Genomic DNA, 22,418 nt, shown 5'->3' on the forward strand with positions numbered 1-22,418 from the left:
AAAAGGTCATCTCGTTGAATTGTCAGGAGATTGAGCGGAAACGGCAACGACGTGCGCAGCGCGGGATGCGCTCAGGGCCGCAGCGCCGCAGGGGCCAGCGGCAGTGCGGCCGCCAGCCAGACCAGCCAGCCGCCGAACGCCAGCAGCTGGGCCAGCGGGCCCGGCAGCAGCGCGGGCAGCACGAACGCGGCCAGCAGCACCGTCGTCCCACCGGCCAGGTGCAGCTGGGCCGCACGGCGCCAGCCGGAAAGCGACCAGGCGCCCCCGGCGGTCATCAGCGCGCCCGGCACGAAGGCCAGCACCCACACCATCCACGCGCTGGCGTGGTAACGGCTGGCCATGCTGTCGATGTCGTCGGCATCCAGTGGCAGCAGCCCCATCGCGGCGAAGGCCAACGCGGCCAGCATCAGCATCTGCACCCCCACCCGCAGCGGCCACGGCGCGGTGCGCGGCACGCGCAGCAGCAGGCAGAACGCCACCCCGGCTGCCAGCAGGCCCGGCAGCAGCAGGGTCACCAGGCTGAAGGCACGCCCGTGCGGCACCCCCAAGGCACCGAGCAGGGCCAACGGATGGCGCATCGGATCGAACGCGGGCAGGGCCAGCGCGAACCCCGTCGCCGCCAGCACGAATACCGCCGCGGCCGCCGCCCCCAGCCCCTGTTCCCAGCGTTTTGCAGCCTGCATCGTCACTCCGGAAGTCGCCGGACGTCCCGGCCTTGCCTACCGGACGCATTGTCTCCGGTTTGCCGCGGACGCGGCAGTGGGGTTGCGTCGGGCGGGCGGCGGCACCATACACTCGGTTACCTGTTTCCCGTTGATATCCGACCATGAGCGATCTTTCCTACGTCTTTGACGCCACCACCGAGTCTTTTGAAGCCCAGGTCCTGCAGAAGTCCCTGCAGACCCCGGTGCTGGTGGACTTCTGGGCCACCTGGTGCGGCCCGTGCAAGACCCTGGGCCCGATGCTGGAAAAGCTGGCGGGCGAGTACAACGGTGCGTTCGAACTGGCCAAGGTGGACGTTGATCAGGAGCAGCAGATCGCCGCCGCCTTCCAGATCCGCTCGGTGCCCACCGTCTTTCTGGTCAAGGGCGGCCAGATCGTCGACGGTTTCCCGGGAGCGGTGCCGGAAGGCCAGCTGCGCGAGTTCCTGGCCCAGCACGGCGTGGTGCCGGCAGCCCCTGCCGACGCGGCCGCCGCCGAAGACGAGCCGGCACCGCTGGATCCGCAGGCCCAGGTGGACGTGCTGCGCGCGGCGATCGCCGCCGAGCCGGACAAGGAAGAGCTGAAGCTCGACCTGGCGCTGGCCCTGCTGCAGACCGGAGCCACCGCCGAAGCCGGCGCGCTGATCGATGCACTGCCGGCCAACCTGTCCACCGATGACCGCGCCGTGCGTGCCCGCGCGCGTCTGGACTTCGCCAGCGCCCTGCAGGACGCGCCACCTGCCGATGTGCTGGACGCGCGCATTGCCGCCGATGGCGATGACCTGCAGGCGCGCCATCTGCGCGGTGTGCAGCAGCTGCTGGCCGGCGAGGACGAGGCGGCATTGGCGCAGTTCCTGGAGATGCTGCGGCGCGACCGCACCTACGATGATGGCCGCCCGCGCAAACTGCTGATCGACGCCTTCAAGGTCATCCAGGACGACGATCTGGTGGGCCGCTACCGCCGCCGCATGGCCTCGCTGCTGTTCTGAGGCGGCTGCGTTCAGAAACCCTGCACGGGTCCCGGGCAATAATGAATTGCGGCCCAGTGGAGGCCGCGATCCATTCGGGGGGATGAGGTCTGGGCCATTGGGGTCCACATGGCTGAGCCCCGCTTCGCAGGGCGCCATCGACCGTGAGATTGACCATTCCGCCGCACCGCTTCCCCCGTACCGTGCGCAGCCTGCTGCTGGCCCTGCTGTTGCTGTCCCCCCTGCCCCTGCTGGCGCAGGACTGGCACTACCGGGTGCGCCCCGGCGACACCCTCTGGGACCTGGCCACCCTGTACCTCAAGCCTGAAGTGGAGTGGGAACGACTGCAGCGGCACAACCGCGTGGATGACCCCTACCGGCTGCCGCCGGGCACCCAACTGGGGTTCCCGGTCGCGTGGCTGCGGGTGCAGCCCGCTCCGGCCCGGGTGGTGGCGGTACGTGGCCCGGTGCAGGCGGGCACGACGGCTGGCCGTGGCACGCTGCGCGCGCTGAAGGAAGGCGATCTGCTGGGCATCGGCGAAGAAGTCGAAACCGGCGCCGACGCCAGCGTCACCCTCGAATTCGCCGATGCCTCCCGGCTGCAGCTGCGCGAGGGCTCGCGTCTGCGCCTGGACCAGCTCAGCCGCTATGGACGCACCGGCATGGTCGATACCCGCCTGCGCCTGGAACAGGGTCGCGCCAGCAACCGGGTCACCCCGGCGCGCGGCCCGGCCTCCCGATACATCATCGATGCGCCGACGGCCACCAGCAGCGTGCGCGGCACGGTGTTCCGGGTGAGCGCAGGCCAGCACGGCCAGGGCGCCTCCACCGAAGTGGTCCAGGGGCGTGTGCAGGTCGGCAATCGTGCCGGCCAGCGCCTGGTCGCCCACGGCCAGGCCACCCGGACGCCCTCGGCGCTGACCCGCCCGGCGCCGCTGGAAGCGTTGCTGCCGGCTCCGCACCTGGACATCGCGCACACCCGGCTGGAGCCATTGCCGGCCCGGTTGGCCTGGGCGCCGGTCGACGGCGCCGCCGGCTACCGCATCGAGATCGTGCGCGCCGACCAGCCCGACGTGCTGCTGGCCGCGCAGGACAGCCCTGCCACCACCGCCACCTTCGACGACCTTCCCGCAGGCACCCTGCGCGTGCTGCTGCGCGCGGTCAGCGCCGACGGCGTGGAAGGCCTGGACAGCGAGCGCGACTTCATCGTCCGCGACCAGCCGGTCGCCCCGATCACCGTGCGCCCGCGCCACGCCGAGATCGTGAACAGCACGCGCCCGCGCTTCGAATGGGGACAGGTACCCGACGCCGCGGCCAGCGTGCTGCAGATCGCCAGCGACCCGCAGTTCGTCTCGCCCCTGGTGGAGCAGGACACCACGTCCACCCACCTGCGTCCCGCGCAGCCGCTGCCACCGGGCACGTACTACTGGCGCGTCGCCTCCCGGGACCGCAACGGCCATCAGGGCCGCTTCGGCCAGACGCTGCCGCTGACCCTGACCGACACCCCCGTCGATCCGGCGCTGCAACCGCCGGAGGCAGCCAAAGGCCAGCTGACCCTGCGCTGGCAGGCAGGCGAGCCGGGCCAGCGCTACCGCGTGCAGCTTGATCGCAAGGGCGACTTCGCCCGGCCGCTGCTGGACCGCGAGGTCGACCAGCCGGAAGTCACGCTCAAGCGCCCGTGGCACGGCAACCTGCACGTGCGCGTGCAGTACATCGAGGACGATGGCTACGCCGGGCCGTTCTCGGCACCGCAGCAGATCGCGCTGCCATGCCGCACCTGCTATGGCGCCGGCGGCGGTGCCCTGCTGCTGTGGCTGCTGCTGTGAAACCGCTGCACCTGTCATGGCCGGGCCGGTTGGTGCTGGCACTGGCGATGGCAGCGCTCGCGGTTGCCGCAAGCCACTGGCACTGGTTCTGGACGCAGGACGAAGCGGTGTACGACACCTATGTCGGCGGATGGGACTACCCGCCCGACCCGCGCCTGCTGATCGTGGCCATCGACGACGCCAGCCTGCAGCAGCTCGGCCAATGGCCGTGGCCGCGAGCCACCCATGCGCGCCTGCTCGACCGCCTGACCCAGGCCGGTGCAGGGCGTGTCGCCCTGGACCTGATGCTGTCCGAGCCAGACCGCCGTGACGCCGCACAGGATGCCGAGCTGGCCGCGGCGATCCGCCGCAACGGCAAGGTAGTGCTGCCGGTTCTCGCCGCGCCGAGCAGCGGGCCACGCATGGCCGAGGAACTGCTGCCGATCCCGCTGATCGCCGCCAACGCCGCCACCCTCGGCCACAGTGACATCGAGGTGGACGCCGACGGCGTGGCCCGCGGGCTGTACCTCACTGCCGGCATCGGCTCACCACACTGGCCCGCGCTGGGACTGGCGCTGGCCGATGTGCGCGGCCCGTTGCCCGGGCTGCGCGATGGCGGCACCGACGTCTCCTCGCCGTACCAGTGGCGGCGCGACCATTACGTGCGGGTCCGCTACGCCGGCCCGCCGGATCGCTTCCCGCAGGTGTCCTATGTGGACGTGCTCAACGGCACCGTGGACCCGGCGCTGCTGCGCGGCCGGCTGGTGATGGTGGGCATGACCGCCAGTGGCATCGCCCCGCCCCTGCTCACCCCGACCACGCGCGAGCGCTGGATGAGTGGCAGCGAATACCAGGCCAACGTCGCCTCGATGATGCTCGATGACAAGGTCATCCGCGTGCTGCCCGCCGCGTGGCAGAACGGCCTGACCGGCCTGCTGGTGGCGCTCTGCTGCCTCGCCCTGACCCTGCCGCGGGCGTGGCTGGGCGCACTGCTGGCGTTGCCGGTGGCGTTGCTGCTCAGCCTGGCCCTGCTGCGTGGCGGCAACCTGTGGTTCGCTCCGGCAGCCAGCCTGGTCGGCATGCTGCTGGTGATCGCGGCGTGGGCCGTATGGCGGGTCAGCGCGTGGCGCCGGCAGGCCAACAGCGATGCGCTGACCGGGCTCGGCAACCGGCTGCGCTTCGAGCAGGCTCTGCAGCAGGAGCACGATGCCGGCCGCCGGACCTGCCGCCCGCTCAGCCTGATCCTGATCGATGTGGACCATTTCAAGCGCCACAACGACCTCTACGGGCACCAGGCCGGCGACGACCTGCTACGCCGCATCGCACACGAAATCGGCGCGCACGCGCGGCGCCCGCGCGACATGGCGGCACGGTTCGGCGGCGACGAGTTCGCCCTGATCCTGCCCGACACCGGCGCGGATGGCGCGGTACAGGTGGTACAGGACCTGATCGCCGGGGTGCAGCAGCTGGAGATTCCGACCGGCCGCGGCGACATCGCCCGGATCACCCTCACCGTCGGCGTGTACACCCGGGTACCGGCCGCGGAGAGCGAACCGCGGCACTTCTTCGAGGGCGCCGATGTCGCCCTGTATCGCGCCAAGGCCGCCGGGCGCAATGGGTATGCGGTGGACGACGGCGGCACGGCCTGACCCGCACGGGCGCCACCATACGCATACGAATGTTAGACTCCGGACCCTCCTCCCTGCGCGACCGGACCCGATGGACGCCCGCCTGTTCCGCCACGGCATCAACCTGTGGCCCCCGTTTCTGTTCACCGGCATCCACGTCACCGACGTTGCCGCCGATTACCGCTACGTGCGGGTCGAACTGCGCATGCGCCCGTGGAACCGCAACTATGTCGGCACCCATTTCGGCGGCAGCCTGTTTGCGATGACCGATCCGTTCTGGATGCTCACGGTGATGCAGAACCTGGGCCGCGACTACTACGTGTGGGACCGCGCCGGCGAGATTGAATTCCTCAAGCCCGGGCGCGGCACGGTCACGGCCGAGTTCCGCCTCGACGAGGCCCTGCTGGCGCAGTTGCGCGCCGCCACGGCGGGCGGCGAGAAATACCTGCACTGGTTCAGCAACGACATCCTCGATGCCCAGGGCGAGGTGGTGGCGCGCGTGCGCAAGCAGGTGTACCTGCGCCTCAAACCCGACGCGCGCGGGGCAGGCAAGGCGGCTCCCTGAGCGATCGCCGGCGCGCCCCGTCAGGGCGCCGTGGCCGGCATCGGCACCTGCAGCATCGCCGTGATCCCTTCATCCGGCCGGGCCGTGGCACGGCGCGGAATCTGCAGCCAGCGGCCGTCGGGGCTGAGCACCGGGGTGCGGGCGGAGGAGCGCATCGACGCGGGCAGCCGCGGCAGTGCCTGCGCCGGCGGATCGGCCTGCTGGCGGAGCCAGCGCTGGGCGGCGACCAGGCGCAGCATCGCCGCGCTGTCCTGCGCGCGATCCGCATAGGGTCGCATCGTCATCGCACCGATCGCCGCCAAACGGCAACCCAGGGCGTTGGCCACACAGTCGAATCCCGCTGGCTGCGGGGCCGGTTCGCGCAGCGGCCGGTCGTCGGCCAGCGCCTGCATCGCCGCCGCGTCACAGGCCCAGGCATAGTGGGGCGCGAAGCGCGCCTCGGTCCGTGCCAGATTGAACACCAGTGGCTGCAGCACACTGCCCTGCTCGGAGGTGCGCAGCGCTGCCTGTCCCATCGCGAACTCGCCGCGCATGGCCGTGCACAGACTCTGCTCGGGCACGGTCATGGGCTGCAGGGCCGCCGTGCAGACCGGCGGCAGCGCCGCATCGGCAGGCAGCTCGGCCAGCAGGTCGGCGAGCAGATGCGCCTGGCCCTCCAGCAGGGCCGCGCCGATCATGCTGAACAACAGGTTGTCGCCGCGCCCGACCAGGCGGCGCCCGGTCAGGATGTCCGCGCACGTTCCCTGCAGCGCGCGCGGGGTATCGCCCTGCACATGTGCCAACGCATTGGCCGACAGCGTGTCGAGCAGCGGCTGCATCGACGGCAGCGGCGTCATCAGGTCGGTGTCGTAGGCGCGGAAGGGCAGCGCGTAGTGGTCGAACTGCGACAGCTCGGCCACGCGCATGTGCAACGCCTCGTGGCCAACATGGGCGGCGGCGAACGCGGCCGGATCGGCGCGTACCGCCGCCAGGCAGCCGATGCCACGCTGGCCGCAACCGAACGCGGCGGTGATGGCCGGGCGCGGGAAACGCTCTTCGGCCACCGACGCCTGTGGTCGCCTGCCGGGCGCGCCCTGCTGCCAACGCGTCAGGTCCTCGGCCAGGACCTGCTCACGGGCCGCCGCATCCATGCCGTCAAACCCCAGCGTCCACACCGCCGCCGCGCCGCTGCGGCCCTCCACCGGGGGCGCCGCGCGCAGCAGCTGCAGGGCGTCCTGGTGCGCCTGCGGGACCGGCCACAGCCGCGCGGCCAGCCACGTGCCTGCAGCCAGCAGCATCAGCACCCCGATTCCTGTTGCCGCTACACGCATCGGTTTGGTCACAGCATTTCCCCTGTTCGCGACGATTGCCCGAATCAACCAGCGTAAACGCAGCCACGCCGCCGCTACAATGCGCGGATGTCGCCCGAAGCCCCCCAACTCGTTCCGCGCCCCTCCCTGCAGCGGTTGTTCCTGACCGGCCTGCTGACCCTGCTGCCGATCTGGCTGACATGGGTCGTGGTCAAATTCGTCTTCGTGCTGCTGTCGGGCATCAGCAGCCCGGTGGTGGTGCCGCTGTCGGCGCAGATCGCCGCGTCCTTCCCGCACTATCTCGGCTGGATCAAGGTCGAGTGGATGCAGAACCTGATCGGTCTGGGCGCTACGCTGCTGGTGATCCTCAGTGTCGGCGTGCTCAGCCGCCGCGTGATCGGCCAGCGCCTGCTGCGCTGGTTTGGTGCGGTGATCCGCCGTATTCCGCTGGCCAGCATCATCTACGACAGCGCCAAGAAACTGCTCGACATGCTGCAGACCGAACCGGGCAGCACCCAGCGCGTGGTGCTGATCGATTTCCCCCACCGCGACATGAAGTCGGTGGGGCTGGTGACGCGGGTGATCCGCGAGCAGGGCACCGGCCGCGAGCTGGCGGCCGTCTACGTGCCCACCACGCCCAACCCGACCTCCGGCTACCTGGAGATCGTGCCGGTGGAACTGCTCACGCCCACCGACTGGACCGTGGACCAGGCGATGAGCTTCATCATCTCCGGCGGCGCGGTCGCGCCGGAATCGGTGCCATTCACCCGCGCCGGCGACCGCTGACATGAGCGCGCGGCCGCTGCAGGATCGCGCGGTCCTGCTGTTCATCGCGCTGGCCGCGTTCTTCTGCGCCAACGCGGTGCTGGCCGAGTTCATCGGCGTCAAGATCTTCGCGCTGGAAGACACACTGGGTGTGTCTGCGTTCAACTGGAACCTGTTCGGCCAAACCGGTTCGCTCAGCTTCACCGCCGGCACGCTGCTGTGGCCGGTGGTGTTCATCATGACCGACACCATCAACGAGTTCTTCGGCCGGCGTGGCGTGAAGTTCATCTCGTGGCTGGCGGTGGCGCTGATCACCTACGGGTTTCTCTTCGCGTTCGCCGCGATCTCGCTGGTTCCTGCCGACTGGTGGGTCACCTCCATGCGCGCGCACGGCGTGCCCGATTACCAGGCCGCGTTCGCGGCGGTGTTCGGCCAGGGCATGTGGACCATCGCCGGCTCGCTGGTGGCGTTCCTGTTCGGGCAGTTGATCGACGTGGCCGTGTTCCACCGCATCCGCCGCGCCACCGGCGAGCGCCATGTGTGGCTGCGCGCGACCGGCTCCACCGCGGTGTCGCAACTGGTGGACAGCTTCGTGGTGATCTGGATCGCCTTTGTACTGGGCCCGCAGCAGTGGCCCACCTCGCTGTTCCTGGCGGTGAGCAGCGTCAATTACCTGTACAAGATGGCCTTTGCGATCGCACTGATTCCCGTGCTGTACCTGATGCGCCGTGCGATCACCCGTTATCTTGGCGCCGGGCGCGCCGCACAGCTGCGCGCCGACGCGGCGGCTGACTGAGCGCCATACGGCGCGAACCTGACCAGGCACCTGCGCTGGCCGTATCCGGTCGAATCGGGCAAGCTCCCGTGTCTGTGCGTTCACGGAAGTAGCCGATGCCCCACCCCGCCCGCGCCCTGGCGCTTGCCATTGCCGCCCTGCTGGTGTTCAGCGCTGCCGCGCCGGCCGAAGCCGCCAAGAAGAAGACCAGCCGGCCCGCGGCCGCGCAGACCCGCGCCGCCGCCAAGCCAAAGGCCAAACCGCGTGCCCGGCCTGCGGCGCCCCCTGCCCGCCAGCCGCTGGTGCGCCAGCAGACCAAGGCCGCCCAGCTCAACCGCATCTACGACGAATACTGGGATGCCGCGATGCGGCTCAACCCGCTGCAGGCCACGTTCCAGGGCGATGCGCGACACAACGACCAGTTGCCCAACATCCTGTCGGCCGCCTACCGCCAGCAATCCCATGATTTCAGCGTGGAGTGGCTGGGCAAAGTGGAGAAGATCGGCCCGGACGGCCTGACCGGGCAGGACCTGCTGAGCTACGAGATCTTCGTACGCGACGCGCGCATGTCGCTGGCCGCCGAGCAGTACCCGGGCTGGATGCTGCCGGTGAGCCAGTACTACAACCTGGGCAGCATCATGGCCATCCTCGGCTCCGGCTCGGGCGCCCAGCCATTCAACACCGTGCAGGACTACGACACGTGGTCGCGCCGCTCGCTGGGCATTCCGCCGCTGTTCGATCAGGCCATCGCCAACATGCGCCAGGGCATGGCGGCCGGCGTGGTGCAGCCGCGCGATCTGATGGAGAAGGTGCTTCCGCAGCTGGACGCCGTGATCAAGCCGACCGCCGAAGAGAGCATTTTCTGGGCACCGGTACGCAACCTCCCGGACGACTTCTCCGCTGCCGACAAGGCGCGCATCGCCGCCGAATACAAGCGCATGATCGAGTACCGCATCATGCCGGCCTACCGTGCGCTGCGCGGCTTCATCGCCACCGAATACCTGCCCGCCACCCGCGCCAGCGACGGCCTGTCGGCGCTGCCCAACGGCCAGGCCTGGTATGCGCAGAACATCGTGCAGAGCACGGCGTCCACGCTGACGCCGGTGCAGATCCACGCCCTGGCCGAGCAGCGCGTGAGCGCGCTGCAGGCGCAGATCGCCACGATCATGAAGGACAACCGCATCCGCGGCTCGCAGCAGAAGATGCTGCGCAACATGCGCACCGACCGCGATTTCCAGTACGCCAACGCCGATGCGCTGCTTGCCCGGTACAAGCAGCTGCAGGGGCAGGTCAACGCGCGTCTGCCGGGCCTGCTCGGCACGCTGCCCAAGGCGCCGATGGAGATCCGCGCGGTGGAAGCCGAGCGCGCCGCCACCGCCGCCGCGGTCAGCTACCAGCCGCCGCTGCCGGACGGCATGCGTCCGGGCATCCTCTACGTCAACACCGGCGAGCTGCCCAGCCGCCGGCGCTGGGCGGCCCCGATGCAGTACCTGCACGAAGGCATCCCCGGCCATCATGTGCAGCTGGGGCTGCAGCAGGAGCTGGACAAACTGCCGCGCTTCCGCCGCCTCGGTGGCGACATTGCCTTCGTCGAAGGCTGGGGCCTGTATGCCGAATCGCTGGGCGAGGAACTGGGCGTCTACCAGGACCCGTACGAGCGCATCGCCTACCTGCAGGGCGCGCTGACCCGCGCCGCGCGCATGGCCGCCGACACCGGCGTGCATGCGCAAGGCTGGAGCAAGCGCCAGGCCGTGGACTACCTGGTCAAAACGGCCGACCTGCCGGTCGACGACGCCACCGCCGAAGTCGAACGGTTCATGGCCCTGCCCGGGCAGACCCTGGCCAACGGCCTGGGCGAGCTGAAGATGATGGAGCTGCGCGAGACGGCGAAGGCCGCGCTGGGCCCGCGCTTCGACCTGCGCCGCTTCCATGAGGAGATCCTGCGTGACGGCTCCATGCCGCTGGACATCCTCGATGCCAAGATCGCCCGCTGGATTGCCAGCGAGCAGGCTGGCGGCAGCGCCAGTCCCACGCCCTGATCGACGCGACGCCGGCCATGCACCCTGCCCGCCGCCCGCGTGCCTGGTTCCATCTGCTGTGCGGCGGCCTGCTTGCGGCGGCCCACACGGCCGCCGCGCCGGCGCTGACGCCGCCCGACCCGGGCATCGATGCACTGATGACCCGCTATGACGGCCAGGTCCCCGGCGCGGCCGTGCTGGTGCTGCACGACGGCGTGCCGGTGTTCCGCCGCGGCTACGGCCTGGCCGTGGTCGAGGACGCCACCCCGGTCACCCCGCGCAGCAACTTCCGGCTCGCCTCGGTCAGCAAGCAGTTCACTGCGGCGGCGATCCTGCTGCTGGCCCAGGACGGCACGCTGACACTGGACGACCCGGTGCGGCGCTGGCTGCCGTCCCTGCCGGCCGCCGCCGACGCGGTCACCCTGCGCCACCTGCTCAGCCACACCAGCGGCCTGCTCGACTACGAAGACCTGATGCCGTCCGGCAGTACCGCCCAGGTCCACGATGCCGACGTGCTGCGTCTGCTCGAAGGCCAGAACCGCACCCTGTTCGCACCGGGCAGCACCTACCGCTACAGCAACAGCGGCTATGCCTTGCTGGCCCTGGTGGTCGGCAGGGCGTCCGGCCAGGACTTCGCCACTTTCCTGCGCCAGCGCATCTTCCTGCCACTGGGCATGGCCGGGACGGTCGCCCACCAGGACGGCGTGGACGCCGTCACCGACCGCGCCTACGGCTACAGCCCGGTCGACGGACACTGGCAGCGCACCGACCAGAGCCCCACCAGCGCCGTGCTTGGCGACGGTGGCCTCTATTCCTCGCTCGACGACCTGGCCCGCTGGGACGCGGCGCTGTACGACGACCGCCTGCTCCAGGCGCCGTGGCGGCAACAGGCGTTCACCCCCGCCACCCGCACCGACGAGCCGGATGTCCCGTTCTACGGTTTCGGCTGGCGCCTCAACGGCGGTGCACAGTGGCACAGCGGTGAGAGCATCGGCTTCCGCAACGTCATCCTGCGCTACCCGGAGCGGCACCTGACCGTGATCATCCTCACCAACCGCGACGGCCCCGAACCCTATCCGCTGGCACTGAAGATCGCGCAGCGCTGGCTGGACACCCTACAATGACGCCTCCCGACGCTACCGGCCTGCTTGGCGTCCACCACGTGGCGCTGATCGGATCGGACTACGCCCGCTCCCGCGCCTTCTACACCGGGGTGCTCGGCCTGCGCGTGCTGGCCGAGAACCATCGGGCCGCGCGCGACTCCTGGAAACTCGACCTCGCCCTGCCCGACGGCAGTCAACTGGAACTGTTCTCGTTCCCCGACGCGCCGCCACGGCCCAGCCGCCCCGAAGCGCAGGGCCTGCGCCACCTCGCGTTCCGGGTCGCGACACTGGAACCGATGATCGCCCGCCTGGCCGCCGCGGGCGTCCCCTGCGAGCCGATCCGCACCGATGAATACACCGGCCGCCGTTTCACCTTCTTCGCCGATCCGGACGGCCTGCCGCTGGAGCTGTACGAGATCCCGGCCGACCCCGGCTGACGCCTGCCGCCGACACGTTCCGTACCGGAGCGAATGGGTATACAGTCGGCCCTGTACCGGCCCCGCGCCGGCATTCACGGACATCCCTGGGAGGGGAACATGCGCAAGACCTTCAAGACGCTGCTGCTGGCACTGCCGCTGGTCATGGCCGCCCTGTCGGCCAACGCCGCCGACAGCGCCGTCGGCCGCTGGAAGACCATCGATGACAAGACCGGCAAGGTGAAATCGATCGTCGAGATCACCCAGGCCACCAATGGCACCCTGACCGGCAAAGTGGTCGAGATCCTGCATTCGGACAAGGGTCCCAACCCGGTCTGTGACGGCTGCGAAGGCGCCAACAAGAACAAGCCGGTCAAGGGCATGACCATCCTGTGGAACCTCAAGGCCGACGGCGCCAGCGCCTGGTCCGGCGGCACCATCCTGGACCCGGCCAACGGCAAGACGTACAAGTCCAAGATGAAGCTGCAGACCGGCGGCGCCAAGCTCGACGTGTCCGGCTGCGTGGCCTTCATCTGCCGCGCCCAGACCTGGGTGCGCGAGTAAAACGTCCGCCGTTGCTGCACGTGTGAAGAAGGCCGACGCGGTTTTCCGCGTCGGCCTTCTGCATTTCCGGCACCCCACCCCGAGCGGGCGTCGTTGACGTTTGGCCGTGCGCGCTGGCCCACGCGGCACAGGCTGGGGGCGCATACGCCCCTCCGTGCGATAATCCCCGGTCCCCAAGGCAACAGCGCTTCCCATGACCCGCACCGCTCTCGTCACCACCGCCCTGCCCTACGCCAACGGCCCGCTCCACCTGGGCCACCTGGTCGGCTACATCCAGGCTGACATCTGGGTGCGCGCGCGGCGAATGAGCGGCGGCAAGACCTGGTTCGTGTGCGCCGACGATACCCACGGCACCCCGATCATGCTCGCGGCCGAAAAGGCCGGTGTGACCCCGGAAGCCTTCATCGCCAACATCCAGGCCAGCCACGAGCGCGACTTCGCCGCGTTCGGCGTCGCCTTCGATCACTACGACTCGACCAACTCGGCCACCAACAAGGCCCTGACTGAAGCCTTCTACCTCAAGCTCGAGGCGGAAGGTCACATCGCGCGTCGTTCCGTGGCCCAGTTCTACGATCCGGCCAAGGGCATGTTCCTGCCCGACCGCTACATCAAGGGCATCTGCCCCACCTGCGGCAGCGCCGACCAGTACGGCGACAACTGCGAAGTCTGCGGCGCCACCTACAGCCCCACCGACCTGAAGGAACCGAAGTCGGTCATCTCCGGTGCCACCCCGGAAATCCGCGACTCCGAACACTTCTTCTTCGAGGTGGGCCGCTTCGAAGGTTTCCTGCGCGAGTGGCTGGCGGGCGACGTCGCCCTGCCCGGCGTCAAGGCCAAGCTCGGCGAGTGGCTCAATGCCGAGGGCGGCCTGCGTGCCTGGGACATCTCCCGCGACGCGCCCTACTTCGGTTTCCAGATTCCCGGCCATCCCGGCAAGTACTTCTACGTCTGGTTGGATGCGCCGATCGGCTACCTGTCCAGCTTCAAGGCGCTGTGCGCCAGGACCGGCGAAGACTTCGACGCGCACCTGCGCGCCGGCACCGCCACCGAACTGCACCACTTCATCGGCAAGGACATCGTGAACTTCCACGGCCTGTTCTGGCCAGCCGTACTGCACGGCACCGGCCACCGCGCGCCCACCCGCCTGCACGTCAACGGCTACCTCACCGTGGATGGCGCCAAGATGTCCAAGTCGCGCGGCACCTTCGTGATGGCGCGCACCTACCTCGACGCCGGTCTTGAACCGGAAGCGCTGCGCTACTACTTCGCCGCCAAATCCTCCGGCGGCGTCGACGATCTCGACCTGAACCTGGGCGACTTCATCGCCCGCGTCAACGCCGACCTGGTCGGCAAGTTCGTCAACCTCGCCAGCCGCTGCGCCGGCTTCATCAGCAAGCGCTTCGACGGCCGCCTGGCCGACGCGCTGCCGGACCCGGCCCAGTACGACCGTTTCGTCGCTGCCCTGGCGCCGATCCGCGAGGCGTACGAGCGCAACGACCCGGCCGCCGCGCTGCGCCAGACGATGGCGCTGGCCGACGAAGCCAACCGCTACATCGACGATGAAAAGCCGTGGGTGATCGCCAAGCAGGAGGGTGCCGACGCGCAGCTGCAGTCGGTGTGCACCCAGGGCCTGAACCTGTTCCGCGTGCTGGTCACCGCGCTCAAGCCGGTGCTGCCGGCCACCGCCGCCCAGGCCGAGACGTTCCTGGCCGCCCCCGTGCAGGCCTGGACCGATGTCGCCTCGCCGCTGGTCGCCCACACCATCGCCGTGTACGCCCCCCTGTTCACCCGTATCGACCCGAAACTGATCGACGCCATGACCGACGCTTCCAAGGACACCCTGCAGGCCGCCACCCCGGCTCCCGCCACCCCGGCCAAAGCCGCCAAGCCGGCCGCACCGGCACCGGCCGCCGACGGCGACGCTGCGCCGAGCTACATCGGCATCGACGACTTCGCCAAGCTCGACCTGCGCATCGGCAAGGTGCTGGCCTGCACGTTCGTCGACGGGTCGGACAAGCTGCTGCGTTTTGAACTGGATGCCGGCGAGCTGGGCACGCGCCAGATCTTCTCCGGCATCCGTGCCAGCTACGGCGACCCGGAGGCGCTGGTCGGCCGCAGCGTGGTGTTCATCGCCAACCTGGCGCCGCGCAAGATGCGCTTCGGCCTGAGCGAAGGCATGATCCTGTCGGCCGGTTTCGACGGTGGCGCACTGGCGCTGCTGGATGCCGACAGCGGCGCGCTGCCGGGCATGCCGGTCCGCTGATCGCTCCCGGGGTGGCCCCCAGGGCCGCCCCGCCTGCGCAAGCCCAGAGAGGATCGGATGGAACTGGCCCTGTTCGACTTCGACCACACCGTCACCACCTGCGACACGTACGGCCGCTTCCTGCGCCGCGTGGCCACACCCGAGCAGTTGGCGCAGGCGTGGTGGAAGATCGGCCCGTGGCTGCTGGCCTACCGGCTGAAGCTGATCTCCGCCGCGCGCATCCGTGCCCGCGTCACCCGCCTGACCTTCAGCGACCGCCATGCCGACGACATCGCCACCCAGGCCGCCGGCTATGCGCGGGACGTCCTGCCCGAGGTGGTGCGCCCGCAGATGCTGGAACAGATCCGCTGGCACCTGCAGCAGCGCCACACCGTGGTGATCGTGTCCGGTTCGCTGGACCTGTACCTGCGCCCGTGGTGCGACGCGCTCGGCATCGATCTGATCTGCAACCGGCTGGAAATCCGCGATGGGCGCCTGACCGGTCGCTATGTCGATGGCGACTGCGGCCCACGCAAAGTCGAGCACATCCGCCGCCGCTACGACCTGTCGCGCTTCCTGCGCATCCATGCCTACGGCGACAGCCGCGAAGACCGGCCGATGCTGGCCCTGGCCCACGAACGCTGGTATCGCGGCAAACCACAGAAATGACCCTTCCGCGCAGCCGACGCCACGCATGACCACCGCACGCATCCCCTTGGTCGAACGCCTCGACCGCCTGTTGCCGCAGACCCAATGCGGCCAGTGCGGCTACGACGGCTGCCGTCCCTATGCCGCGGCAATGGCACGCGGCGAGGCGGGCGTGGAGCGCTGCCCGCCAGGGGGCGATGCCGGTGCGCGTGCACTGGCGCGGGTGCTGGGCGTGCCGGCCGTTCCGTTCGACCGCAGCCGCGGCGACCATGTGCCGGACCAGCTTGCGCTGATCGTGGAGGCCGACTGCATCGGCTGCACCAAGTGCATCCAGGCCTGCCCGGTGGACGCCATCGTCGGCGGCGCCAAGTACATGCACACCGTCATCGCCGACCTGTGCACCGGCTGCGGCCTGTGCCTGCCACCGTGCCCGGTGGACTGCATCGTGCTGCTGCCCCGCGGCAACGGCTCCACGCCGTAGCGCGGAGCCCTGCCCTGCCGGGTTACGGCAACGCGGCCGTCACCACGATTTCCACCTTCCACGACGGATCGGCCAGCTTGGCCTCCACCGTCGCGCGCGCCGGCGTCATGCCGGCCACGACCCATTCGTCCCACGCGGCATTCATGCCGGCAAAGTCGTTGATGTCGGACAGGAACACCTCGGCACGCAGGATGTGCTGCTTGTCGCTGGCCACCAGCGCCAGCAGCTTGTCGATCTCCGCCAGCACCTGGCGCGTCTGCCCGGTGATGTCCTGGCTGGTGTCTTCGGGGATCTGCCCGGACAGATAGGCAACCTTGTTGTGCACCGTCATCTCGGACATGCGCGGGCCGACGTCGAAGCGTTCCAACATGGCGATTACTCCTGTGGGTGATGAACGCATTGTCGCCGATGCGACGTGAGCGCAGCCAGCACCCTTGGCAAGCGCCGGCATCCGGCGCACGATGCGCCCGCACGCCGCCATGCGCTGCCTTGACTCTCCCATCGCCCGCCCCGGAGCACGCTGTACCGATGACCGACCCCTCCCCGGCTCCCACGCCCTCCCGCGCCGCCTGGCGCCGCGCGGCCACCGTCATCATCAGCCTCGGCATCCTCGCACTGGCCCTGCACGGGCTGGCCAACGAATTCGACGAACATGGCTATCGCGCCATCCGTGAGGCGTTCCGCCATCTGGGCGGCGGGCAGATCGCGCTGACCGTGCTGCTCGGCCTGGCCAGCTATGCCTGCCTGATCGGCTTCGACGCGATCGGCCTGCGCCGCAGCGGCAAGCGGCTGCATCCGGCCCGCGTCGGCATCACCGCGTTCCTCGCGCACACCCTCGGGCAGACCCTCGGCTTCGCCGCTCTCACCGGCGGTGCGGTGCGGCTGCGCGGCTATGGCGGAGCGGGCCTGTCGCTGGGTGAGATCGGCCAGGTAGTGCTGATGAGCACGTTGGGGTTCGTGTTCGGCGCCTGGGTGCTGTTGTCGATGGCGTTCCTGCTCGAGCCCGGCGCGGCGGCGCTGGCCCTGCCTGTATCGGCGCAGGTCGTACGCGCGTTCGGCGTGGCCGGGCTGCTGGCCTATGCCGTCACCGTGCTGCTGGTCGGCCGCGATGGCCGCACGTTCCGCATCCGCGGCCATGCGCTGTGGCTGCCCGACCGCCGCACCATGCTCGGCGTCACCGCGTTGAGCATGGTCGAACTGGTCCTGGCGGCGGCGGCGTTCTACGTGCTGCTGCCGATGGAGTCGCCCACCGGACTGCCCGGCTTCGTCGGCCTGTATCTGGTGGCGGTGCTGGCCGGGCTGATCTCCAGCGTGCCGGCCGGCCTGGGCGTGTTTGAATGGAGCCTGCTCAAGCTGTTGCCGCAGGTCGCACCTGCGTCCGTGCTCGCGGCCGCGCTGATCTACCGGGTGACCTACTACGTGGTGCCCCTGCTGCTGGCCACCCTGCTCGCGCTTGCACCGGCGCTGCGGCGGCCATTGCGCGCCAGTGCCGGGGCCACCCGCGCCGGCTGGACCGCGCTGCGTCCGTGGCTGCCGCAGATCATCGCGCTGGCGGTCTTCAGCGTGGGCGCCGCACTGGTCATCGACGGCACGCTGCCCACCCCGCGCCGGCATCTGCTCACCGCCTCGCTGCCGATCCTGGAGACCTCGCACCTGCTCGGCAGTCTGGCCGGCGTGGCGCTGCTGCTGATCGGCCAGGGGCTGCAGCGGCGCAGCCATGCCGCCTGGATGCTGGCGCTGGCGATCTGCGTGATCGCCCCGCTGCCGATCTGGCTGCGCGGCGGCCAGCTGCTGATCGCGCTCTCCGCGCTGCTGGTGGCCACGGCATTGTGGGCCTCGCGCCGCGAGTTCTACCGCCAGGGCGCGCTGCTGGACGAAGCCTGGTCGTGGCCGTGGATCCGCAATCTCGGGCTGGTGCTGGTGGCGGTCATCTGGCTGCTGTTCTTCGTGTACAGCCATGTCGAGTACCAGAACGAGCTGTGGTGGCAGTTCGCGCTGTCCGGCAACGCGCCGCGCGCGCTGCGCGCACTGCTGGTGGTGGCCATCGCGCTGACCATCTTCGGCCTGGCACGGCTGCTGCACAGCACGCGTACCCCGCTGCCGCCGGCAGATGCCTCGACGCTGGACGCGCTCGCACCGATCCTGCAGCGCGCCGAAGACACCCAGGCCTGCCTGGTGCTCACTGCCGACAAGGCGGTACTGCGCGACCCGGCACAGACCGGCTTTGTGATGATGCAGCGCTACGGCGGGTCGCTGATCGCGATGGGCGACCCGGTGGGACCGCCGGAGACCGCACGCGAGCTGATCTGGCGCTTCCGCGAGGAAGCCGACCGGCTCGGTCTGCGCCCGGTGTTCTACCAGGTCGGCGAAGCGCACTGGCAGACCTACCTCGACCTGGGCCTGACCCTGGTCAAGCTCGGCGAGGAGGCGATGGTGCCGTTGCAGGGCTTCACACTGGAAGGCCGCGACCGGGCCGACCTGCGTCAGGCCTGGAACCGCGGCAAGCGCGGCGGGCTGAGTTTCCGCGTGGCCCCGGCCGAGGAGGTTCCGGCCCTGTTGCCGGCGCTGTCGGCCATTTCCCAGGCATGGCTGGACGACAAGGCCGGCGACGAGAAGGGCTTCTCGCTGGGCAGCTTCGACCCGGCCTATCTGGCGCGCTTCCCGGTGGCGTTGGTGGAAGCGGAAGGCCGCATCGTGGCCTTCGCCAACCTGTGGCAGGCGCCGGCCGGCCACGAGCTGTCGGTGGACCTGATGCGCCACGTCAACGATGCACCGAAGGGCACGATGGATTTTCTGTTCATCGAGCTGTTCCTGTGGGGCCGTGACCACGACTTCCAGCGTTTTTCGCTGGGCATGGCGCCGTTGTCCGGCCTGGCCCAGCACCGCCTGGCCGGACGCTGGAACCGGTTTGCCAACGTGGTGGCCCGGCATGGCGAACGCTTCTATGGCTTCAGCGGGCTGCGCCGCTTCAAGTCCAAGTTCGCCCCGGTCTGGCGTTCGCGCTACCTGGCCGCGCCGGGCGGCATGCACCTGCCCGCCGCCCTGCTCGACGCCACCCGCCTGATCTCCCTGGACCCGCGCCGATAACGCACCGCCACCGACACCCCGCGCGCTGCGCGCGATAGCCGATCCACGGTCGGCTCTCCCCCTGCCAGGTCACCCCCACGTACGCCCGTAGAGCCGGGCTCTGCCCGGCTGCTCTCCGCACCGCCACCGACACCCCGCGCGCTGCGCGCGATAGCCGACCCACGGTCGGCTCTCCCCCTGCCAGGTCACCCCCACGCACGCCCGTAGAGCCGGGCTCTGCCCGGCTGCTCTCCGCACCGCCACCGACACCCCGCGCGCTGCGCGCGATAGCCGACCCACGGTCGGCTCTCCCCCAGCTACCGCGCCGGAAGATGCGCCAGCAGCGTCTGTGCCAGGCGGTCGTAGTCACCCTTGAAGTGATGGTCCCCGGGCAACCGGATCACCTGCGCGCTGCCCGGCGGCAACGCCGGACACAACGCGTCGCCATCGTCTTCGCCATACAGGCACAGCGTCTTCCCCGGCGGCAGGCGCGCCACTTCGGGGGCGATCGGCAGGCCGTCACCGCCACCGCCCAGCCAGTTGCTGACGTGGAATTCGTAGTCGGCCTTCCGCCCCACCGACATCAACGCAATCATCCCCAGGCTGTCGCGCGTGGCCGGCGACAGCTGGTTGATCGCGGCCGGAAGCACATCCGCGCCCTGCGAGAACCCGATCAGCACCACGCGCTGGCGCTGCCATTGCTGGCGATAGTGCGCAGCGATGCGCTCCAGGTCGCGGGCAAAGCCCTGCGGCGTGCGTTCGCTCCAGAAATAGCGCAGCGAATCCACGCCCACCACCGACACCCCCGCATCGCTCAATGCCGCGGCCACTTCCTTGTCGAGCCCCGCCCAGCCGCCATCACCGGACACGAAGATGGCCAGCGTGTCACCGGGCCTGGACGACGGCACCTCCACCACCGGCAAGCCCTTGAGGTCATCCGGCGGCGGCGCCAGGCTGACACCCTGCTGCGCACCCAGCACCTGCGCGGCGGCCAGCAGACCGGGCAAGGCGTCGCCGCTCGCGGTGCGCTGGAACGGTCGGGCCATCGCAACGCGGCGCAGGAACACCCCCGCATCACCGGCGCGGCAATGCGCCTCACCTGCGGCATTCAACCACGGGAAGCTCAATTCGGTCGGCTGCAGGCGGCCGTGGCTGACGCCCGCACCGCAGACCATGCGTTCGCGCGCGCCATCCGGACAGAAGTCGGTGGTCAGCAGGCCGGCGAACACCTGCGTATCGGCCTGCGCGGCGACCGCGTAAGCCAACTCGGCGCCTTCGCCATCCCCGCCGATCAGCGGCAGGTGGTACCCGGGCAACTGCAGGTACGCCTGGAACCAGCGCGAGAAATTCTCGACATCGCCCGCACCGAAACCGCAGCTGCCACCGCCATCACGTGCCACGCTGCGGCGCAGCCGGGCCACATCGACCACGGCCACCAGCGCGCCCTGCGCGCGCAGCGCGGCCACGCGCGCGGCACTGCGGCCCGGGTCACGGCCCCCGTCGAACCACACCACCACCCGCTGCGGATGGCCCTCGGGCAGGTACACCAGGGTGTCCTGGAATCGACCGTGACTGACTGTCCGTGGCGGCGTGGCCGCGGCCGTTGCCGCCGTGCCCACCATCACCAGCGCCAGCACCTTCCCCCACGCGGCTCGCCGCATCGTCTCGCATCCTCGGATAGATGCGCCACACGATACGCCGGTCGCCGGCCAAGGGCATGTACACAGACTGGCCGCAGCGCTCAGCGCCGCGCCGGAGCGGCCTGCACGCGGGTCTGCCGCCACTGCTGCCAGGCAACCGCCAGCAGCCAGGCCACCAGCGCCGCGATCACCACCTTCTGCCCGGCGCCGCGCGGCGGCCCGCGCCACAGCACATGCAGCCACAGCAGAACGAAGCTCAGCCAGGCCCAGCTCCACGCCGCGCCCGCCCAGCGCGACCAACGAGGATCGGCACGCAGGTACCAGCTCTGCAGCAGCATCGCCACGCTGGCGCACAGGAAGGCGGTATTGGCGGCGATGCCGTGTACCAGCGGCGCCAGCAGCGGTGCATGCGCAGGCAGCCAGCTGTCGCCGATCGCCACGCCCATCAGGCCCACCCCGGCCACGCAGAACAGCATCGGGGCCGCCGCACTGCGGCGCGGCGAGCCACTGCCGGCGTGCAGCGACATGGCCAGCAGCATGATCGCGATCGCCAGCATGCAGTAGGCGCTGCGCAGGGCCAGGCCCCAGGGGCCGTGCAGATACAGGCTCAATGTGGCGCGGACCCAGTCCAGGTCGTCACGGGCGACCTGCGTCCAGACCGCGGTCGCCACGAACAGCAGCAGCGCCAGGATGGCCACCTGCGCGAATGCCCCCTGCCAGCGCGGGGACGGTCGCACCGGCCGGCTCACGGCACCTCCGGATGGCGCAGTTTCCAGGCGGCCAATGCGGCGCGGTACTGCTGCAGCTCATCGCTGTACATATCCAGCACGCACAGCGGGCAGCCGCTGCCGCAGCATTCGTTGGGCCCCGGCTCTTCCGGCGGTCGCGGACGCGGATCGGTGGGGTCGGGGTCGGTGGGATCACAAGCAGGCGCAGACATCGTGCGGACGACCAGGCAACGGGTGTGCCCGTCAGTGTAGCCCGCGACCTTCAGCGCTCAAGCAGCCGCCGCAGGTTGGACCGCGCCGGTGCGTCCAGACGCCGGTGGAAAAAGTCGCTCAGGAAAATGCGCGGCTTCATCAGCACCTTCCGCAGGAACCGCTTGCGCTGCATGCGGAACAGGAAGCCGGGCACGTGACCGGCGTACTCTTCTGCGATGCCACGGTCATAGGCGTCGAAGACCGGCGCCGGTGCGCCGAGAATGGCCATGTCGCAATCGAGGAACAACGCGGCCTCGGCATCCACGTCCGACGCAGCCAGCGTGCCGTGGCGCGCGGTCAGTTCGATCAGCTGCACCACCCGTTCGACATCGATGCCCTGCTTCGGCAGCCAGCGCGCGATCGCCTCGCGGGCCAGCTCCGCCGACCGCGCCTCGTTGTCGCTGCGCCCGGCGTCGTAGATCGCGTCGTGATACAGCGCGGCCAGCTGCACTTCGGCCGGCGCCTGCCAGCCGGGGCCGTCCACGGCCACGGTCAGGCAGTGCCGCAGCACCGCCTGTACGTGCGCGAAGTTGTGGTACGCCCGTGGCGGCTCGGTGTAGCGGGCTTCCAGCTCGGCGAGCTGGGCAGGCGGCAGCGGAATCGGTTCAAAGCGCATGCACCATGATTGGCCGGCGGGCAGGCGCTGGCAACCCCGTGCCCGTCCCTGCGCCCGGCGTTTTTTTCACCATCCTCGTGACGCCCTTGCGGCGCAGGCGCCGCCGACGGTTATCCACACCTTTACCCGGTGCCCATCCACACCGGCT

The 22,418-nt window shown here is 70.1% G+C and carries 21 protein-coding genes; 14 read left to right on the forward strand and 7 right to left on the reverse strand.

Features of this window, described 5'->3' with window-relative positions; translation table 11 throughout:
* Positions 1–71 precede the first annotated feature (71 nt).
* Positions 72–683, reverse strand: a complete 612-nt coding sequence (locus GDJ08_RS15445) for a DUF998 domain-containing protein (RefSeq protein WP_136003151.1) — start codon at positions 681–683, stop codon at positions 72–74.
* A gap of 143 nt (positions 684–826) precedes the next feature.
* Between GDJ08_RS15445 and trxA the strand changes: the two genes are divergently transcribed.
* The 4 genes from trxA (at position 827) to GDJ08_RS15465 (ending at position 5,667) form a co-directional block, all read left to right on the forward strand.
* Positions 827–1,690: a thioredoxin gene (gene trxA / locus GDJ08_RS15450; RefSeq protein ID WP_153165206.1), complete on the forward strand. Its 864-nt coding sequence runs from the start codon at positions 827–829 to the stop codon at positions 1,688–1,690.
* Between the two features lie 143 nt (positions 1,691–1,833).
* Positions 1,834–3,495, forward strand: coding sequence for a FecR family protein (locus GDJ08_RS15455; protein WP_229296537.1), 1,662 nt, complete (start codon positions 1,834–1,836; stop codon positions 3,493–3,495).
* Positions 3,492–5,123: a CHASE2 domain-containing protein gene (locus GDJ08_RS15460; protein ID WP_423666208.1), complete on the forward strand. Its 1,632-nt coding sequence runs from the start codon at positions 3,492–3,494 to the stop codon at positions 5,121–5,123. The genes GDJ08_RS15455 and GDJ08_RS15460 overlap by 4 nt, the downstream gene beginning before the upstream one ends.
* A 70-nt stretch (positions 5,124–5,193) precedes the next feature.
* Positions 5,194–5,667 carry a DUF4442 domain-containing protein gene (locus GDJ08_RS15465; protein WP_017357014.1) on the forward strand — a complete coding sequence of 158 codons (474 nt, stop codon included), beginning with the start codon at positions 5,194–5,196 and terminating at the stop codon, positions 5,665–5,667.
* A 20-nt stretch (positions 5,668–5,687) separates the two neighbouring features.
* Here GDJ08_RS15465 and GDJ08_RS15470 read toward each other — a convergent pair whose 3' ends face one another.
* Positions 5,688–6,944 carry a hypothetical protein gene (locus tag GDJ08_RS15470; protein ID WP_229296538.1) on the reverse strand — a complete coding sequence of 419 codons (1,257 nt, stop codon included), beginning with the start codon at positions 6,942–6,944 and terminating at the stop codon, positions 5,688–5,690.
* 120 nt (positions 6,945–7,064) lie between these two features.
* Here GDJ08_RS15470 and GDJ08_RS15475 point away from each other — a divergent pair, with 120 nt between their 5' ends.
* The 9 genes from GDJ08_RS15475 to rnfB all read left to right on the forward strand — a co-directional run bounded on the left by GDJ08_RS15475 (position 7,065) and on the right by rnfB (position 15,968).
* A complete protein-coding gene (locus tag GDJ08_RS15475) occupies positions 7,065–7,742 on the forward strand; it encodes a DUF502 domain-containing protein (protein ID WP_017357415.1) in 678 nt (225 codons plus the stop codon).
* A 1-nt stretch (position 7,743) separates the two neighbouring features.
* Entirely contained in the window at positions 7,744–8,517 is a 774-nt protein-coding gene (locus tag GDJ08_RS15480) for a queuosine precursor transporter (RefSeq protein WP_017357414.1), read from the forward strand.
* 95 nt (positions 8,518–8,612) lie between these two features.
* The gene (locus GDJ08_RS15485; RefSeq protein ID WP_017357413.1) at positions 8,613–10,535 is read left to right on the forward strand and encodes a DUF885 domain-containing protein; all 1,923 of its coding nucleotides are present in this window, start codon (positions 8,613–8,615) and stop codon (positions 10,533–10,535) included.
* 17 nt (positions 10,536–10,552) lie between these two features.
* Complete coding sequence (locus GDJ08_RS15490) at positions 10,553–11,638, forward strand: serine hydrolase domain-containing protein (protein WP_153165207.1); 1,086 nt, start codon at positions 10,553–10,555, stop codon at positions 11,636–11,638.
* A complete protein-coding gene (gene gloA2 / locus GDJ08_RS15495; RefSeq protein WP_017357411.1) occupies positions 11,635–12,054 on the forward strand; it encodes an SMU1112c/YaeR family gloxylase I-like metalloprotein in 420 nt (139 codons plus the stop codon). Before GDJ08_RS15490 ends, gloA2 begins: the two co-directional genes overlap by 4 nt.
* 99 nt (positions 12,055–12,153) lie before the next feature.
* The gene (locus tag GDJ08_RS15500) at positions 12,154–12,597 is read left to right on the forward strand and encodes a DUF2147 domain-containing protein (RefSeq protein ID WP_017357410.1); all 444 of its coding nucleotides are present in this window, start codon (positions 12,154–12,156) and stop codon (positions 12,595–12,597) included.
* Between the two features lie 193 nt (positions 12,598–12,790).
* A complete protein-coding gene (metG, locus tag GDJ08_RS15505; protein ID WP_017357409.1) occupies positions 12,791–14,860 on the forward strand; it encodes a methionine--tRNA ligase in 2,070 nt (689 codons plus the stop codon).
* A gap of 57 nt (positions 14,861–14,917) precedes the next feature.
* The gene (locus GDJ08_RS15510; protein ID WP_017357408.1) at positions 14,918–15,508 is read left to right on the forward strand and encodes an HAD family hydrolase; all 591 of its coding nucleotides are present in this window, start codon (positions 14,918–14,920) and stop codon (positions 15,506–15,508) included.
* A gap of 25 nt (positions 15,509–15,533) precedes the next feature.
* A complete protein-coding gene (rnfB, locus tag GDJ08_RS15515) occupies positions 15,534–15,968 on the forward strand; it encodes an Rnf electron transport complex subunit RnfB (RefSeq protein WP_017357407.1) in 435 nt (144 codons plus the stop codon).
* Positions 15,969–15,990: 22 nt separating this feature from the next.
* Here rnfB and GDJ08_RS15520 read toward each other — a convergent pair whose 3' ends face one another.
* Entirely contained in the window at positions 15,991–16,338 is a 348-nt protein-coding gene (locus GDJ08_RS15520; protein WP_017357406.1) for a RidA family protein, read from the reverse strand.
* 158 nt (positions 16,339–16,496) lie between these two features.
* On the opposite strand from GDJ08_RS15520, the gene mprF reads away from it, so the two are divergent.
* Complete coding sequence (gene mprF / locus GDJ08_RS15525; protein WP_153165208.1) at positions 16,497–19,055, forward strand: bifunctional lysylphosphatidylglycerol flippase/synthetase MprF; 2,559 nt, start codon at positions 16,497–16,499, stop codon at positions 19,053–19,055.
* 296 nt (positions 19,056–19,351) lie between these two features.
* Here the strand turns inward: mprF and GDJ08_RS15530 are convergent, their stop codons facing one another.
* From GDJ08_RS15530 to GDJ08_RS15545, 4 genes are all read right to left on the reverse strand, one after another.
* Positions 19,352–20,695 carry a virulence factor family protein gene (locus GDJ08_RS15530; protein WP_153165209.1) on the reverse strand — a complete coding sequence of 448 codons (1,344 nt, stop codon included), beginning with the start codon at positions 20,693–20,695 and terminating at the stop codon, positions 19,352–19,354.
* Between the two features lie 80 nt (positions 20,696–20,775).
* Positions 20,776–21,423 carry a DUF998 domain-containing protein gene (locus GDJ08_RS15535; protein WP_229296539.1) on the reverse strand — a complete coding sequence of 216 codons (648 nt, stop codon included), beginning with the start codon at positions 21,421–21,423 and terminating at the stop codon, positions 20,776–20,778.
* Positions 21,420–21,614: an oxidoreductase-like domain-containing protein gene (locus GDJ08_RS15540; protein WP_026070810.1), complete on the reverse strand. Its 195-nt coding sequence runs from the start codon at positions 21,612–21,614 to the stop codon at positions 21,420–21,422. Before GDJ08_RS15540 ends, GDJ08_RS15535 begins: the two co-directional genes overlap by 4 nt.
* Positions 21,615–21,664: 50 nt before the next feature.
* Positions 21,665–22,270, reverse strand: coding sequence for an HD domain-containing protein (locus GDJ08_RS15545; RefSeq protein ID WP_153165210.1), 606 nt, complete (start codon positions 22,268–22,270; stop codon positions 21,665–21,667).
* Positions 22,271–22,418: the final 148 nt, after the last annotated feature.

It is taken from the genome of Stenotrophomonas nematodicola (assembly GCF_009467805.1).
GTDB lineage: Bacteria > Pseudomonadota > Gammaproteobacteria > Xanthomonadales > Xanthomonadaceae > Stenotrophomonas > Stenotrophomonas nematodicola.